The 14,543-nt window shown below is 65.3% G+C and carries 17 protein-coding genes; 10 read left to right on the top strand and 7 right to left on the bottom strand.

The window, feature by feature from the left end:
• Positions 1-18 precede the first annotated feature (18 nt).
• A complete protein-coding gene (locus ACVCMJ_RS15045; protein ID WP_447082206.1) occupies positions 19-531 on the bottom strand; it encodes a DUF6314 family protein in 513 nt (170 codons plus the stop codon).
• A 75-nt stretch (positions 532-606) separates the two neighbouring features.
• Between ACVCMJ_RS15045 and ACVCMJ_RS15040 the strand changes: the two genes are divergently transcribed.
• From ACVCMJ_RS15040 to ACVCMJ_RS15030, 3 genes are read left to right on the top strand one after another with little or no spacing between them, the layout of a single operon-like run.
• Positions 607-1,392: a uracil-DNA glycosylase gene (locus ACVCMJ_RS15040; protein WP_447082205.1), complete on the top strand. Its 786-nt coding sequence runs from the start codon at positions 607-609 to the stop codon at positions 1,390-1,392.
• 8 nt (positions 1,393-1,400) lie between these two features.
• On the top strand, positions 1,401-2,087 hold the full coding sequence (locus ACVCMJ_RS15035; protein ID WP_447082204.1) for an AzlC family ABC transporter permease: 687 nt from the start codon (positions 1,401-1,403) through the stop codon (positions 2,085-2,087).
• A complete protein-coding gene (locus ACVCMJ_RS15030; protein ID WP_447082203.1) occupies positions 2,080-2,409 on the top strand; it encodes a branched-chain amino acid transporter permease in 330 nt (109 codons plus the stop codon). The genes ACVCMJ_RS15035 and ACVCMJ_RS15030 overlap by 8 nt, the downstream gene beginning before the upstream one ends.
• 379 nt (positions 2,410-2,788) lie before the next feature.
• On the opposite strand, the gene ACVCMJ_RS15025 is transcribed toward ACVCMJ_RS15030, so the two are convergent.
• On the bottom strand, positions 2,789-3,184 hold the full coding sequence (locus tag ACVCMJ_RS15025; protein ID WP_447082202.1) for a PRC-barrel domain-containing protein: 396 nt from the start codon (positions 3,182-3,184) through the stop codon (positions 2,789-2,791).
• Between the two features lie 227 nt (positions 3,185-3,411).
• Positions 3,412-3,972 carry a ferritin-like domain-containing protein gene (locus tag ACVCMJ_RS15020; RefSeq protein WP_447082201.1) on the bottom strand — a complete coding sequence of 187 codons (561 nt, stop codon included), beginning with the start codon at positions 3,970-3,972 and terminating at the stop codon, positions 3,412-3,414.
• Between the two features lie 489 nt (positions 3,973-4,461).
• Here ACVCMJ_RS15020 and ACVCMJ_RS15015 point away from each other — a divergent pair, with 489 nt between their 5' ends.
• Positions 4,462-5,055, top strand: a complete 594-nt coding sequence (locus ACVCMJ_RS15015; protein WP_447082200.1) for a BPSL1445 family SYLF domain-containing lipoprotein — start codon at positions 4,462-4,464, stop codon at positions 5,053-5,055.
• Positions 5,056-5,104: 49 nt separating this feature from the next.
• Here the strand turns inward: ACVCMJ_RS15015 and ACVCMJ_RS15010 are convergent, their stop codons facing one another.
• From ACVCMJ_RS15010 to ACVCMJ_RS15000, 3 genes are read right to left on the bottom strand one after another with little or no spacing between them, the layout of a single operon-like run.
• Complete coding sequence (locus tag ACVCMJ_RS15010; RefSeq protein WP_447082199.1) at positions 5,105-6,472, bottom strand: UDP-glucose dehydrogenase family protein; 1,368 nt, start codon at positions 6,470-6,472, stop codon at positions 5,105-5,107.
• A gap of 1 nt (position 6,473) precedes the next feature.
• Positions 6,474-6,839, bottom strand: a complete 366-nt coding sequence (locus ACVCMJ_RS15005) for a four-helix bundle copper-binding protein (protein ID WP_447082198.1) — start codon at positions 6,837-6,839, stop codon at positions 6,474-6,476.
• A gap of 11 nt (positions 6,840-6,850) precedes the next feature.
• Entirely contained in the window at positions 6,851-7,456 is a 606-nt protein-coding gene (locus ACVCMJ_RS15000; RefSeq protein WP_447082197.1) for a DUF4142 domain-containing protein, read from the bottom strand.
• Between the two features lie 236 nt (positions 7,457-7,692).
• Here ACVCMJ_RS15000 and ACVCMJ_RS14995 point away from each other — a divergent pair, with 236 nt between their 5' ends.
• From ACVCMJ_RS14995 to ACVCMJ_RS14980, 4 genes are all read left to right on the top strand, one after another.
• Positions 7,693-7,908: a hypothetical protein gene (locus ACVCMJ_RS14995; protein WP_447082196.1), complete on the top strand. Its 216-nt coding sequence runs from the start codon at positions 7,693-7,695 to the stop codon at positions 7,906-7,908.
• Between the two features lie 83 nt (positions 7,909-7,991).
• Positions 7,992-8,759, top strand: a complete 768-nt coding sequence (locus ACVCMJ_RS14990) for an endonuclease/exonuclease/phosphatase family protein (RefSeq protein ID WP_447082195.1) — start codon at positions 7,992-7,994, stop codon at positions 8,757-8,759.
• On the top strand, positions 8,756-9,928 hold the full coding sequence (clsB, locus tag ACVCMJ_RS14985) for a cardiolipin synthase ClsB (protein ID WP_447082194.1): 1,173 nt from the start codon (positions 8,756-8,758) through the stop codon (positions 9,926-9,928). Before ACVCMJ_RS14990 ends, clsB begins: the two co-directional genes overlap by 4 nt.
• Before the next feature lie 2 nt (positions 9,929-9,930).
• Positions 9,931-10,899: a lysylphosphatidylglycerol synthase domain-containing protein gene (locus ACVCMJ_RS14980; protein ID WP_447082193.1), complete on the top strand. Its 969-nt coding sequence runs from the start codon at positions 9,931-9,933 to the stop codon at positions 10,897-10,899.
• On the opposite strand, the gene ACVCMJ_RS14975 is transcribed toward ACVCMJ_RS14980, so the two are convergent.
• On the bottom strand, positions 10,814-12,754 hold the full coding sequence (locus tag ACVCMJ_RS14975) for a hypothetical protein (RefSeq protein ID WP_447082192.1): 1,941 nt from the start codon (positions 12,752-12,754) through the stop codon (positions 10,814-10,816). The two genes, ACVCMJ_RS14980 and ACVCMJ_RS14975, sit on opposite strands and share 86 nt — an antisense overlap.
• Positions 12,755-12,900: 146 nt before the next feature.
• Here ACVCMJ_RS14975 and ACVCMJ_RS14970 point away from each other — a divergent pair, with 146 nt between their 5' ends.
• Positions 12,901-13,428, top strand: coding sequence for a DUF421 domain-containing protein (locus ACVCMJ_RS14970; RefSeq protein WP_447082191.1), 528 nt, complete (start codon positions 12,901-12,903; stop codon positions 13,426-13,428).
• 1 nt (position 13,429) lies between these two features.
• Positions 13,430-14,542, top strand: a complete 1,113-nt coding sequence (locus ACVCMJ_RS14965; RefSeq protein WP_447082190.1) for a mechanosensitive ion channel domain-containing protein — start codon at positions 13,430-13,432, stop codon at positions 14,540-14,542.
• Position 14,543 lies beyond the last annotated feature (1 nt).

The following is a 14,543-nucleotide window of genomic DNA, read 5'->3' as shown; positions in this document are numbered from 1 at the left end:
CCGTGCCATGCCACGGCCCTAGGCAGAGGTAGTCCGCATCGTGTAGTGCTGGGACAGCCGTTCGTCCTTGTTCGGCCCCGTGATGACCCAGTCGAGCCTGAACCCACTGGCCGTCAGGCGCAGCGTGGCGCGATACTGGTCCAACGCGCACTGATGCGGCTCGCCGCCCTCCAGTGTCGTGTCGTCGACACGGTCCAGACGAAGCAGGAATACGGGTGCGTCGCGACCAAATCGCTCGTGGGACAGCAGCAAGGACGCTCCATCCCGCTGCCACAGATAGGCGTTGCGGACCGCCACGGCCGTCGCGGAATCTCCCGGCCAGAACTGGCCCGACTCGACAAACCGCCGGCTGTCGGGTGTGCTTTCCACATCGACGCGCGCTTCGCCATGGCCCCGCCACAGAGTGCGGGACGCGCTCCCCGGGGACGCCTGAAACGCAAGCCGCGTAATGGATGGCAGCCGACTCCACACCCGCCCAACGGGGTCGTACTGCGAAGCGGCCTCGGACGGACCCACGAAGTTCATCATCATCCCGAAATGATAGACGACGCCGTTCGAGGACGCTCCTCGGCCCGGGCTCCAAAAAGCGTTATGCTGGGCGCCATCATGCCCAAACCATCACCGGATTCCGAAGTCCTCAACGCCTTCCGGGGCTCACTGCTGGCCCAGGCGGAGGCCCTGCCAGGCCCCTGGAAGACTACGTTGGAGGCGCCCCATGTTCGCGCCATTCTGACGAAGATCGATTCGCTGTTGCGCGAGCGTCTGGACGCGGGCGTGCGGATCTTTCCATTGCGGCCCTTTCGCGCCTTGCTGGAACTGCCTCCCGAAAACGTGCAGGTCATCGTCGTGGGGCAGGACCCCTATCATGGTCCCAATCAGGCCCAGGGTCTGGCTTTCTCCGTTCCCGACTTTTGCCCCACTCCGCCGAGTCTGCGCAATATGTTCAAGGAGCTGGCGCTGGAATATGGCGCACCGGCGCGGACGCCACGCAACAGCCTGGTCCGCTGGGCGCGTCAGGGAGTGCTGCTGCTGAATACTGCCTTGACGGTCGAAGCCCATCAACCGGCCTCACACGCCAGGATAGGGTGGGAGCACGTCACCGACGCTCTCATCATGCGGGTGCTGCGCGAGCCTCGTCCCAAGGTCCTGCTGCTCTGGGGCAGCCACGCCCAGGCTCGCAGAGCCTTGCTGGACCTGCAGCCGCCGGCCGGGCCAGTGGAGGTCCTCACCGCCAATCACCCGTCGCCGCTTTCCGCCCAGCGGCCACCCCGTCCCTTCATCGGCTGCGGCCACTTCCGCCAGGCCAACGAGTGGCTGCAGGCCCACGGACAGCCGGGGATCGACTGGATGCTCGACCATACGCCGGCGGCTGCGGCGGGTTACGGAGGCTGACGCCGGCCATGGCACGCACGCCCCGCAACCCGCTTTCCGTCACCAGCCTGACGGCGCCCGTGGCCATGGGCTACATCCCGCTGGGCGCGGTCTTCGGTTTTCTGTTCGTGCAGGCCGGCGGCTCCGCCTGGCTGGCGCTGGCGTCCAGTTTGCTGATCTACGCGGGCGCGGCCCAGTTCATGATGGTCCCCATGCTGGCTGCCGGATTGCCAGTCAGCGCCATCGCAATGGCCACCCTGGTGATCAATCTGCGGCACGTATTCTATGGTCTGTCATTGCTGTCCAGCATGCCAGCCAACCAGTGGCGGCGAGCCTACAGCATTTTCGCGCTCACGGACGAAAGCTACTCGGTGCTCACAGCGCTGCCTGCCGGCGCACGGAGCCAGCGCATGGCGCTGGTATGCGCCCTCAACCAAGCCTGGTGGGTGCTGGGCACGGCCGTGGGCGTATGGCTGGGGGCCCGGGCGCAGATCGGCATCACCGGCATCGATTTCGTACTCGCGGCCCTGTTTGCCGTGCTGGCGGTGGAACAATGGCGAGCCCGCCGCGACGTGGTGCCGATCTGGATTGCTGTGGTGACCTACGGAATCGCACTGGCCCTGCTGCCCGCGCAGGCTCTGGCCCTCGCCATCGCACTCAGCCTGCTCGCAGCGTTGCTGCGGCCTGCGCGCCCCATCGGGACGGCCCATGAATGACGGCGGATATGTCGGGACGGCCATTCTGCTGATGGCCCTCGTGACGGTGGTGCTGCGGGGCCTGCCCTTCGTCGCCGGACGCTGGCTGCGCCGCCATGCGGTGATACAAAAACTGGGCGACAGCCTGCCGTTGTCCATCATGGTGCTGCTGCTCATCGATACCGCAGCGGGGCAGGCACGCGGGCACACCGGCCCGCCGTGGCCGGAGCTGATCTGCGTGGCGGTCGTGGCAATACTGCAATGGCGCACCCGCCAGACGCTGCTCAGCATCGTGGCGGGTACACTGCTCTATGTGGCGCTGCGCGGCTTCACCGGCGGTTGAGGTGTCGTGGCCGGAGCGACCGGATCGCTCGCGGGGAAAGAATCATCCAGTGCATCATCCAACGCGTCCTCTCGTTCCGGGACAGTCTTCTGATGGCGACGGTCCATGTCGGGCGACGACGTTTTGGTGTCGCGGTCGGACTGTGGAGGCGTCGAGGGCTTCCTTTCCCGGTCGGGGGAGCGGTCGCCGTGCCGTTGGCGATCCGCATGCTCGTCGCGGTTCGCTGGGGCGGCAGACGATGATCGTTCGGTTGAAGTGTCGGTGGGTGTCATGATGCCTCTCCTGCTCAAAGACGGGTGAAGAGGCACACTGCCGCCCACCCGGCGAACAGCGGCGGGCGAAGCCAGTCGCCACCGCCGCCGTCCAACCCCATTAGCGCTTACTTGACGGCGGGCAAAGCCTTGAGCTGCTCTTTGGTATAGCCGCTCAGGATCAGCTTCCCGTTCTGGTTGGAGACCTTGTCGAAGGGAATGGCGACGTCATGCTTGCCCATCCCGAGAAAGCCCCCGGCGCCGATCACATACTGAGTGGCCTTTCCATTCGAGACCACCACGTCCTGGACCTCGCCAATGCTGTCACCGTTTTCGTTGTAGACGGTCTTGCCGACCAAGTCTTCCTTCACCGCCGAGCCATTGACGCCCGTTCCGCTATGCGAGGCACCGTTCATCGATTTGCCTGTGTCGGTCGCGCCCATGCCGGCGGCGCCCGTCCCGGAGCCCGTGCCGTAACTGCCGGTTCCACCGGACGTCCCCGAAGGGGCAGTGCTTCCCCCCATGCTGCCACTGCTTCCCGGAGTGGTGGCCGGAGCCGGCGTGGTGGGGGAAGATGAGGAAGACGACGTTTGCGAAAACGCCACGGGCGCCATCAGGGGGAATATGGCACACACGCTCAAGGCAATAAATTTCTTCATAAAGTGCTCCTAGGAAAATGCCGGAAGTGGCTGTGTGCCTCTCCAAGCAAGCCCCGTGCCTATTGAGCCGGGTTCAGCGCCAGAACGGCGCACTATCCCAGCAAATCGCGCATTTCGTCCGCATGCTCTTCTTCCTTGGCGAGAATCCGGGTGAGCATGAGCGTCGTCGTGGGATCGAGATCCCCGATCTTCGCGATCATCTGCCGGTACGATTCGATTGCCACTCGCTCGGCCACCAGATTGGCGCGGATCATCGACTTGATATCCGTCGACTCGTCGTACTCCGCATGGCTGCGCCCCGCCAGCGTGGCCGGATTGAAGTCGGGCTCGCCATTGAGTTGCACGATGCGCTCGGCAATCTCGTCCGCATGCGCCTGCTCTTCCTGAGCGTGCTCCAGAAATTCGTCCTTGATGGCCGTGTTCGTCAGTCCGACCGCCGTGTGATAGTGCCGCTTGTAGCGCAGCACGCAGAGCAGCTCCGTGGCCAGCGCGCCATCCAGCAGCGCCAGAATCTCCTTGCGGTGCCCCGCGTCTGCCGTCGTGACGGCACCATCGTCCACGTTCTGGGCCAACCGTCGGACGGCGGCCGTGTCGATCGGCGTGCCCAACGAAGAGGTCTGTCCGGACGGCGCGGTGGGAATTTGTTCGGTCATGAGTATCCTCCTGTGATCGCTCACAGGACAGCAATTCCCATGCCCGCACAACCTCAGTGCAGCATATGCCGCCGGCGCCGCGCCCATGGTCCGCGAATGACCTGCTGTCGTGGCGATTCGGGCGGTTCGTCGATTTTCTGGGGCTTTTCCCGCGGGGGAAGGTCGATTTCGTCCGGGCTGCCGGGAGGCCTTTCAGGAGGAATATCCTCGGGGACTCCCGGATCAGGCGGGGTGTCGGGGCCTGGTGGGACACCCCCCGGGGGCGGCACGTCAGGTTCGGGATAGGGAGGCTGCGGCACATGCATTTCCTTGCCACCTCCACCGGGCATCGAAAGCCAGAACATCGTCGATCGGTCCATGTCGCTCTCCTGAGAGTCCAGGGAGGCCGCAATCCCCGTGCCTGCGGCCGGCACAGCACTTTTTGCCATCCTGAGTGAAGCGGGCACATGGCTTGCTTCCGGACCGATACCGAAAATCAAGGAGTCAACCATGAAAAACTCGATTCGCAGTTCAGGGAGCCTGCCTCTGGCGGGCGTGGCCATCGCCCTCGCCAGCCTCACATTTGCCGGCTGCACCACGACGGGGCCCAATAGCCAGCAGACGGCATCCCAGCAACGGGGGAACATCGACCAGAGCGCCAATGAGACGCTGAATCGGCTCTACAAGGCCTCTCCTGACTCGCGCGCCCTCGTGCAGCGCGCCAAGGGTGTGCTGATCTTCCCGAGCGTGGCGCGCGCCGGCTTCATCCTGGGCTTCGAGCATGGCGATGGCGTGCTCCGGGTCAATGGCCACGACGAGGGCTACTACACCACGACGGGCGGTTCCATCGGATGGCAGCTGGGTATCCAGTCGCGGGCGATGGTGCTTCTGTTCATGACCGATGAGGCACTGAACAAGTTCCGCCAGAGCAACGGCTGGACGGCCGGTGCGGACGCGACGGTCGCGCTGGCCAAGGTCGGTGCCAACGGTACGATAGACACCAATACGGCGCAGCAGGGTGTCGTGGGATTTGTCCTCACCAATGCGGGCCTGATGGCGGGCGTCTCGCTGGATGGCACGAAGATCCAGAAGAAGAATCTTTAAGGAGGCTTCCCCGACGCCCGCTCAAGTGCGGGCGTCCCCCCCGCAGGGCTCAGGCGGTACCCCGGGACGGCACGGAAAAAGAATCGTGATGGAGACGGCACTGGCCCACGTCCAGATGCGTCAATCCTTGTTGCCTCAGGCGCTCAGCGTCATAGATCTCACGGCCATCCAGCACAAGAGCCGACGACAGGGACCTCGCCACGCGCGAGAAATCGACCGCCCTGAACTCCTCCCAGTCCGTCATCACGACCAGGAGATCGGCGCCTTCGCATGCCGAGTAGAGATCTGTATGCAGTTCAAAACCGAGGTCCGGAATCAGGGCTCTGGCCGCCGGCCCGGCAACCGGATCGTAGGCCTGAATCCGCAGGCCGGCCTTCAGCAATTGACGCGCCAAAACAAGGCTGGGGGACTCGCGTAGATCGTCGGTGCCTGCCTTGAACGCCAGTCCCCACAGTGCCACGCAGCGACGATCGGAAGTGCCACCCAGCCGCGCCACCACCGTATCGAACAATCGCTGCGCCTGAGCGGCATTGACCACCTCCACACCATGCAACAAGGTTGCCGGTTCCCCCTGGTCGCGGGCCATGGCCATCAGCGCGCGGATATCCTTGGGCAGACATGAACCGCCATAGCCCGCGCCCGGTTCCAGGTAGTGCGGACCGATCCTGGGGTCCGTCTTCAAGACCCGGCACACAGCGCGCATGTCCACATCGAGCGAGCCTGCGATGCAAGCCAGCTCGTTGACCATGGAAATACGCGCCGCCAGCGTCGCATTGCAGGCATATTTCGCGAATTCGGCACTGCGCAGGCTCATCACCAGGGTCCGGTCACCCTGTGGATCGAACGGCTTATAGAGCGCGCGCAGAATGTCGCATGCGCGCGGCTCGTCGCACCCGATGACAATACGTTCGGGATGCTGAAAATCCAGTACGGCACGGGACTCGGCCAGAAATTCCGGATTGGACGCCACCACACAGGTGCGCTCCGCAGCCAAGGCCGCGGGACGATCGAAAAGGCCCTGAATATATTCGCAAGTCCCTACCGGCACAGTCGACTTCACCGCGATGATCGCATCGCGCGTCAGTATGGCCGCCAACTGCTCGGCACACTCCAGCAGAGAAGCCAAGTCCGCCCGTCCATCCTCGCGAGAGGGGGTGCCTATCGTCAGGAAGACGACGTCGGCTTGCCCCAGCCCGGCATCAGCGCCCAGGAACGGTTTGAAAGCCAACGTTCCCCGCCCCAGGCCCCGTGCAATGAGCGCCTCAAGCCCCGGCTCAAAGAAGGGCAGCTTTCCGGCCTGCAACATCCCGATTTTCTGCCGATTCCTGTCGTAGCAGGTGACCCGATGGCCGCTATCGGCCAGACATGCGCCCGTCACCAATCCCACATAGCCCGTCCCGATGACCGCGATATCCATCTCACGCACCCCCTACCGACGTCGCCGCCGCGTCCTGTGCGATCATGTGCCGGCAGGCTTGGGCGCAATCGCGGCACGCCTGCGCGCAGCGCTGGCAATGCTCCATCGCATGCTGCGCGCACTCCTCGGCACAGGCATCGCAGACTTCGGCGCACAGGCGGCAAAAGTCCTTTGAGAAGGGGCTGTGCCGTGCCATCAGGGATGCGGCGACCAGACAGGCCTGCTCGCAGTCCAGATCCAGACGGATACACCGAACCATGGTACGCACGTCCTCTTCCCGCAAACAAGAGGCCGCGCAATGTTCACAAGCCGCCGCGCACGCCCGGCAGGCGGCCATGCAGGACTGGAAGTGTTCGAGTGGCATCATGGCGCCCTCCCTTAATGGCTCTTCCTGGCGCCAGCGGCCAGCTTGCGCTTCAGGTCCTTGCCCAGCGACAGGTGGTGCTGCAACTGCGGCAGTACCTTCTGCGCGAACGCTTTGACGTCCGGCTCCGTCGCCTCATGGGAAGCCTTCTCAAACAGCTTCACGGCATCCTCGTGGGCGGAGACGGCGACTTCGTCGACATACGCCCGCTCAAATCCGCCGCGGCGTTCCTTCAAGATCTTGAGCTCGGCCTTTTGCGGCACCGAAGGCTCGTTCGATACGCGGACCCCATGGCGGTCGGCAAGCGCCCGAAGCTCCTCGGCTACCCGCTCGTGGTCGTCCACCATCCGTTGGGCAAACGTCCGGACATCCAGTGTCGTCTTCCGTTGCAGCGCGAGTTTGCTCGCCTCGATTTCAAACGCGCCCGCATGAGCGGCGTCCTCCATGAACTTGCGGTCCTGGGTGGCCCGCGCCGGGGCGGCATGCGGAGTCCTCATACTGGGCGGCACTACTTCGGCGCCTCGGGGCGCCGCAGGCTGTCCCTGGGCCTGCACAGCCCCGGTCATAGCGCCAGAGCAGGCGGCCACAACGGCAATCAGGAAACGATGGGGCGATTTCATAGACACTCCTGCAGATGGGAGGCGCGGCGTGTTGACGGCGTCCACCCCGGCCCGCGCCCGGCCTGGAGGCACCCCGCCGCAGCACGCCCCATGCCCGCAGCCCTTCCCGAAGCATGGGACGGAGCGGGCAAAGTACTTGCTGCAACCAGCCGTTGCTGCAACCTGAAGATTCCTCACCCGTAGACGCCACAAGCCGGATTTCGCCACAGGGTGAAGTTGCGAGGAGGTGCACTCTCATGAAGCCAAACACCATCATCCTGATTCTCTGCCTGGTCATCTTCGTCATAGCGGCGGCCATTGCGACGTCGGTCTACCGATCCCAGCCGGCCAAGGACTCGTCCATGTCCAGCGTGGGGGCCCAGATGCCCGATGACAAAACGACGCGCGAAAGCACTACGCCCGCACCACCAGCCGCCGACACCACGCAGGACACCCAGGAGGGGGCCCACTGAGACAAGCGGCAGGCGCCGTCGGCCCCAGGTAGGTCGGGCACAGGAATTGCTCTCTTTCCTGTGGACACACTCCTGGAGGCTGCATGCAGCGCGCCCGCGACGGAGTCGGCCGGGCCATCCGGGTACTGACCGTCAATACGCACAAGGGATTCACCAGTTTCAACCGGCGATTCATGCTGCAGGACCTACGGTCGGCGCTGCGGGTCGCCGCACCTGACATCGTCTTCCTGCAGGAAGTGGTGGGCCAACACCGTGGCCGGGCCTCAGCCATTGCCGGGTGGCCGGCCACATCCCAATACGAATATCTCGCCGACACGCTGTGGCGCGACTATGCCTATGGCCAAAATGCGGCCTACCCCGCCGGCCACCATGGCAACGCCATCCTCTCGCGCTTTCCGATCGTCCGGTTCACCAATCACGACGTCAGCGTTTCCGGGCGCGAGCCCCGCGGGCTCCTCGAATGCGCGCTGCGGATTCCCGATCTCGCCGTCTCCCTGCACCTGGTCTGTGTGCACCTCGGGTTGCGCGAATCGCACCGGCGCTACCAGCTTCAGCGGCTCTGCAGCCTGATCCGCGAACACCTCCCGCCAAAGGACCCTGTGGTGATCGCGGGCGACTTCAATGATTGGAGCCTGCGCGCCGACGCCATCCTGGCGCGCTGCGGCGCGCGCGAGATCTACACCCGCCAGTTCGGAAAGCCGGCACGCAGTTTCCCGGCCTTCTGGCCGTGCCTGAGACTCGATCGAATCTACGTGAGAAATGTGCGCGGCTCCCGGCCCGAACCCCTGGCATCGCGCATCTGGGCACATTTGTCCGATCACGTCCCCCTGAGCGCGGAGATCGCGCTATGAGCGCGGACTGGTATGCGGGCAACCACTACGAATTGCTCGAAAACGGGGATGAATTCTTTCCCGCCGTGATAGCGGCCATCCGCGAGGCCAAGCGGGAAGTCCTCGTGGAAAGCTTCATTCTCTTTGATGACCGGGTCGGGCAGCACATCCAGGCCACGCTCGCCGATGCTGCCTCTCGCGGGCTGACCGTGCGATTGACCCTGGACGGCTATGGCAGCGGTGAATTGGCCACCGAATTCCTGAACGAAATGGTCAATGCGGGCGTGCACGTCCACCTTTTTGATCCCCATGCTCGTCTGCTGGGGCTGCGGACCCATCTGTTTCGCCGGCTGCACCGAAAACTGGTCGTGATCGATGAACAGGTGGCGTTTGTCGGAGGCATCAACTATTCCGCCGATCATCTCACCGACGACGGCGCCCAGGCCAAGCAGGACTACTCGGTGCGGATCACCGGGCCGCTCTGCGCGCACATCGGCGCCGCCATGCGGCAGTTGTCGAGCACCGGGCCGCGAACCCGATACCGCCCCACCGGGACGGCGGCTCCCAGCGAAGAAGGCGCCGGCCGGCTCATCGTGCGTGACAACCACCGCCACCGGGATGATATCGAACATGCCTATCGGGCCAGCCTGCGAGCCAGCCAGTCAGACGTCCTGATCGCGAACGCCTACTTCTTCCCGGGCTACAGGCTCATCCGCGACCTCACGCGGGCCGCGCGCCGGGGCGTTCGCGTGCGCCTGATCCTGCAGGGCCAACCCGACATGCGCATTGCGCAGTTCGCCGCGTCCATGATCTACGACTACCTCCTGGAGGCCGGAGTGCAGATCTACGAATATCGCCGTCGCCCCCTGCATGCCAAGGTCGCCTGCTTCGACGACGAATGGGTGACCATAGGATCCAGCAACCTGGACCCTTTCAGCCTCGCGCTGAACCTGGAGGCCAACCTGCTGGCGCGGGATCGTTCGCTCAACCAGGCGCTGCGAGACAGCCTGTCCGGCCTGCTGGCACGGGACTGCCATGAAATCACGCGCTCGGCCGATGTGCTGCGGCCGGTGCGCCGGATGTGGGCAGCCGTCGTGGTGTTTCACGTGCTGCGCTGGCTTCCGGCGTGGGCTGGACGCCTTCCGGCGCACAAGCCCCGGGTGGAGCGCATTCGTCCGGATGAGTCCTGATCATGGATTCCCCCCGATCCGCTCTGGCGAGGCTTTGGCACAACCGGACGCTGCGGACCATCGTCGTCGTGGCGTTCATCGGCCTCGTCTCGTACTTTCTCTACCAGTATGCACGGGACATCGAATGGCACCGGGTCTGGCTCGCGCTACTGGCGATCCCTCCGACCACCATCGCCGAGGCGAGCGCCGTCACGGCGGGCGGTTATCTGGCCTATGCCGCACTGGACCTCCTCAGCCAGCGCTACACCGGCCATAAACTGCCTCGCACCGCGGTCACCGGCATCGCGATGCTGAGCTACGCGCTGAACCTCAATCTCGGCGTGCTGATCGGGGGCCTGGGAACCCGCTTGCGCCTCTACTCGCGCATGGGCTGCGACAAGGAAGTGCCTGCGAGCGTCACGCTATTCTCGGGTCTTTCCAACTGGATCGGATTCTGCTGGCTGGGCGGCATCCTGTTCCTCACCGTCTCCGTTCCGCTCCCCCCCGCAGCGGCGGAGGGCGCCAGCGCCCTGCGCATCGCCGGGGGAGTCCTGTTGCTGGCGGCCACCGGCTACAGCGTGATCTGCCTTCGCCATGCGGGCTCCAGCCGGATGTTGAGCGGCATCCTCTTCAAGCTGCCCACTTTCCGCATGGCGCTGGCTCAAGGGGCCGTCGCGGCACTCTCGTGGGCCCTGATGGGCCTGACGCTCCATTTGCTGCTGCAGGGGCGCGCCCCCTACGTCGCCGTCCTGGGCATCCTGCTCTATTCCGGCGTCGCGGCGCTCGTCACCCGCATACCGGGTGGCCTCGGCACGACGGAGGCGCTGTTTGTCGCCGCTTTGGCCGGACAGGTGCCACCCTTCGAAACACTGGGCGCGGTACTCGCATACCGCGCGGTGTACTTCGTCATGCCTCTGATGCTGTCGCTGGTGGCGTTCGCAGCGACCGAGGCTGGGCTGGCCTGGCGGAATCACCGCGCCGCGAGCCGATAAGCCCGCGCGATCCCGACGGCCGCACCTCCGCACGGACACGGCGCACCAGCGGCGGCTGCTCTGAAGTCGCCGCGGACTCCAGGGCGGATCGCAGCAGGTCCGCGAGATCGCGCAAGCCCTGCGTCAAGGTCCCGGTGAACTCCACCGACAGGCAGGGCCGTCCCCGCGATCGAAGCTCCAGCAGATCCGCGCGGGCCTCTGCCGCATGGCACCGGGACAGCTCATCCAGCGTCCGGGTGTTTCCCGTATCCTGACTGCTCATCCGGAGAAACAGATAGGCTCCGCAGGCGGGTCCGCCCTTGTGCAGCTGGCCACAGGAGTGAAGATAGCGGGGACCGAAGCCGGCCACTACGGCGCCCCCACCCAGCCGGCGCAGCCGACGCTGCCACTGCCGCAGCCACGATTCGGTCTGACGTGTCCTGGGAAGATAACCCAGTATTGCGTGATAGCTGATCCGCGGGTCGGACAGCCAGGCCCGAATGATCCGCTCGGGACTCGCGGCCCCCTCTGCGGGATCGCTGCCCATGTCCAGCACCAGGCTGTAACGCCGTTTCGCCCTCCCGGCCAGCGCTGCTTCGGCCGCCGGCGACCGTGCGTCCGGCGCCTTCAGCAACTGGCGCGCGCGGACCTTCGTTGCTTCCACATCCGGCTGGTCAAAGGGATGGACGCCCAGCAGAGTGCCGGCCACGGCGGTCGCATATTCCCACCGATAGAACTCCTGGCCGAGGCTGCGCGGCGAGGCCACGTCGATGATCACGACGGGATGCCCGGCGCGGGCCAATGCGCGTCCTTCCTTCAGCCATAGACCGGACTCCGCCTGGGGACCGCGCAGCAGCACGAAGACCCGGTCCTGGCGGTACTCGCTCATCAGATCGAGCTGTTCGCCACAAACCGGCACCAGCGCGCGCCCGTCCTTGCCCGTGGACTCGGCCAATAGCTGCTCCAGCCACTCGCCCAGGGATGCAAGATCGGCGCTGGCGCACAACGTGATTTTGTCTCGACCCGCGATCGCGGCCTCTCCCAGCAGCGTGCCGAGCCACAGGGCGTCGTTGGGCTCGCTGCCGCCACCGGGGCCGCACCGTCGGCTCATCCATTCCGCATCGTTCAGGAGCGCCAGCGGATCATGCCCCATCAAGGCGAGGGGCACCATGCCAAACGGAGAAAGCACGGAATAACGGCCGCCGATGGAAGGGTCGGCGCTGAAGACGGCCGCGTACCCTTCTTCCAGGGCTCGCCGGTGCAGAGCGGTCCCGGGGTCCGTAATGGCGCAAAAACGGCGGCTGGCTTGCGGTCCATCGAACGCCGCCGCCCGGCTTCGGAAATGCTGCTCCAGCAATGAGGACTCCAGCGTGGTGCCCGACTTGCTGGCGACGATGAACAGGGTGCGGGCCAAGGGCACGCAGGCCTCCAGTTCGCGCACCTGTCCAGGATCGGTCGAATCCAGCACATGCAGTCGCAGGCCGCCGTTCTGTGGACCCAGCACCTCGCTGAGCACGTAGGCGCCCAAGCTCGCCCCGCCCATTCCCATGAGCACGGCGTCGGTCCAGCCCGCCTCGCGCAACGCGGCGCATTTCGGGGCCATGCGGCGCGCCACGGTCTTCTGCCTCGCGGGATTCAGCCAGCCCAGCCATTGGGCCTCGTCGCGTCCGGTCCACAACGAGGCATCGTGCCGCCACAGCCGCTTGCTCCATCCCATGGCGCAGAGCTGCGCCAACCGGTTGATGACCTGTTCCCGCAGTCCTGGCGGGACCAGCACATGCTGCACATTGGCGACTGCCGAACGACGTCCCGCGACGGCTGGATGCCTGGCGGCGGCGACGGGCCGGTCGGCTTGGGCAATTGGGGCAAGCTGCATGGGGGCCTCTCCGTAACTGATTCAGGGGCCGATGAGCAAGCCACATGCCCGGGGAAGCGCTCCCTCCGGCGGCCATTCCGGCTCGGCGTCCCAGCGGCACGCAAATTGCTCCTTCGCCTCCGACTCAACATCCGCAGAGGTCCCCCATGAGCTTTGCCAGCAGCCCCGACTGGGCAGGCATGTTTTCGTTTTCGATGTCGCCGCTGGAACTCATCATTCGCGGCTCGCTGATGTACTGGTTCATCTTTTTCCTGTTGCGCGCAGGCGGACGGCGAGACGTGGGATCCCTGGGCGTGGCCGACATGCTGGTCCTGGTCCTCATCGCCGACGCCGCCCAGAACGGAATGGCGGGCAGCTACGACTCGGTGCTCGACGGGATGATATTGGTGGCGACGCTGGTCGGCTGGACCGCCGCCGTCGACCGGATCGTATTTCATTTCCCGGCGCTGGCCCGGCTGCTGACGGCCAAACGCGTCTGCCTCATCCAGAACGGAACCATTGCCAAACGCAACATGCGCCGGGAATTCATCACGGAAGAGGAGCTCATGAGCGAGCTGCGTCAACAAGGATTCGAGGACGTCGCGCAGGTCGGCCGCGCCTATATCGAGCCCGACGGCAACATCAGCGTGATTCCCATGAACGGTGTCCGTCCCGACGTCGGGAGGAAGCATTGAGATGATCGGCGATTTCTTCGACCGCTATGAATCGGCATGGGGTGCGTGGGTCATCGCCATCGGCCTGGCGCTGATCCTTTACTTTGCCTTCACGACCATCCTGCACTGGGTGCACCGGCGGGTCGTTCGCTTCGCCGCCGGTGACAAGCATCCCTACGCACAGGCCCTCGTCGCCGTACTGGGGCGCAGCAACCGGCTGATCTTCGCGCTCGTCGCCTTGCTGGTGGCCGTTCGCGTCAGCGCCGTGGTCTTCCCCGGCGCGGCGTGGGCCGACGCTCACCTGTGGTTTGCGCTGCTGGTGATCCAGTTTGCCCTGTGGCTGGACAAGGCCTGCAGTTCCACGCTGACCATCGTCGCGACCCGCACGCGCGCCAGCCGGATCACCACCACCCTGCTGGCCTACCTGCTGCGTACCCTGCTCTGGACCGTGACGCTGCTCGCCATGCTGGACAACCTGGGCGTCAACATCACGGCTTTCATCGCCAGCCTGGGGATCGGCGGCGTGGCCGTCGCGCTGGCCGTGCAGACGATCCTGGCGGATCTGTTTGCGTCCATCGCCATTGGCCTGGACAAGCCCTTCGAGGTGGACGATTTCATCGTGTTCGGCCAGGTGGCCGGCAGCATCGAATACATCGGCCTGAAGACCACGCGTATCCGGAGCCTGGGGGGCGAGCAGATCGTGTGCTCGAACACGGAGCTGCTCAAGCAGACCATCCAGAACTACAAGCGCATGGAACAGCGCCGCGTCGTCTTCACGCTGCGCGTTCCCTACGGCACGGCGACCGACACACTGGCCCAATTGCCGGAGGATGTCAGCGCCCAGATCAAGGCCCAGCCCGATACCCGGTTCGACAGGGCCCATATCGCGCGGTTCGGCGACTGGGCGGTGGAGATCGAGGCGGTCTACTACGTCATGAGCGCCGACTATAACCGGTTCATGGACATCCAGCAGGAGATCAATCTGGGCATCCTGCGAGCGTTCGAGGCGCGCGGCGTGGATCTGCAGCCCGTGGAGCGGGCCGTCCATTTGCTGCGTCCTCCTCGCCCCAAAGCCGCCTCCGAGCGGGAGGCCCTAGCGCCGGGCATGAAACTTGCTCCCCTCAGACCTGGATGAC

The sequence above is a fragment of the Castellaniella sp. UC4447_H14 genome (assembly GCF_052978285.1).
The sequence above is the reverse complement of the archived record's forward strand: the minus strand, read 5'-3'. Positions and strand labels throughout refer to the sequence as shown.

Excerpts from the sequence above, each read along its gene's own strand:
- ACVCMJ_RS15045 (WP_447082206.1), bottom strand. The coding sequence starts at position 531 with ATGATGATGAACTTCGTGGGTCCGTCCGAGGCCGCTTCGCAGTACGAC.
- ACVCMJ_RS15040 (WP_447082205.1), top strand. The coding sequence starts at position 607 with ATGCCCAAACCATCACCGGATTCCGAAGTCCTCAACGCCTTCCGGGGC.
- ACVCMJ_RS15035 (WP_447082204.1), top strand. The coding sequence starts at position 1,401 with ATGGCACGCACGCCCCGCAACCCGCTTTCCGTCACCAGCCTGACGGCG.
- ACVCMJ_RS15030 (WP_447082203.1), top strand. The coding sequence starts at position 2,080 with ATGAATGACGGCGGATATGTCGGGACGGCCATTCTGCTGATGGCCCTC.
- ACVCMJ_RS15025 (WP_447082202.1), bottom strand. The coding sequence starts at position 3,184 with ATGGGGGGAAGCACTGCCCCTTCGGGGACGTCCGGTGGAACCGGCAGT.
- ACVCMJ_RS15020 (WP_447082201.1), bottom strand. The coding sequence starts at position 3,972 with ATGACCGAACAAATTCCCACCGCGCCGTCCGGACAGACCTCTTCGTTG.
- ACVCMJ_RS15015 (WP_447082200.1), top strand. The coding sequence starts at position 4,462 with ATGAAAAACTCGATTCGCAGTTCAGGGAGCCTGCCTCTGGCGGGCGTG.
- ACVCMJ_RS15010 (WP_447082199.1), bottom strand. The coding sequence starts at position 6,472 with ATGGATATCGCGGTCATCGGGACGGGCTATGTGGGATTGGTGACGGGC.
- ACVCMJ_RS15005 (WP_447082198.1), bottom strand. The coding sequence starts at position 6,839 with ATGATGCCACTCGAACACTTCCAGTCCTGCATGGCCGCCTGCCGGGCG.
- ACVCMJ_RS15000 (WP_447082197.1), bottom strand. The coding sequence starts at position 7,456 with ATGAAATCGCCCCATCGTTTCCTGATTGCCGTTGTGGCCGCCTGCTCT.
- ACVCMJ_RS14995 (WP_447082196.1), top strand. The coding sequence starts at position 7,693 with ATGAAGCCAAACACCATCATCCTGATTCTCTGCCTGGTCATCTTCGTC.
- ACVCMJ_RS14990 (WP_447082195.1), top strand. The coding sequence starts at position 7,992 with ATGCAGCGCGCCCGCGACGGAGTCGGCCGGGCCATCCGGGTACTGACC.
- clsB (WP_447082194.1), top strand. The coding sequence starts at position 8,756 with ATGAGCGCGGACTGGTATGCGGGCAACCACTACGAATTGCTCGAAAAC.
- ACVCMJ_RS14980 (WP_447082193.1), top strand. The coding sequence starts at position 9,931 with ATGGATTCCCCCCGATCCGCTCTGGCGAGGCTTTGGCACAACCGGACG.
- ACVCMJ_RS14975 (WP_447082192.1), bottom strand. The coding sequence starts at position 12,754 with ATGCAGCTTGCCCCAATTGCCCAAGCCGACCGGCCCGTCGCCGCCGCC.
- ACVCMJ_RS14970 (WP_447082191.1), top strand. The coding sequence starts at position 12,901 with ATGAGCTTTGCCAGCAGCCCCGACTGGGCAGGCATGTTTTCGTTTTCG.
- ACVCMJ_RS14965 (WP_447082190.1), top strand. The coding sequence starts at position 13,430 with ATGATCGGCGATTTCTTCGACCGCTATGAATCGGCATGGGGTGCGTGG.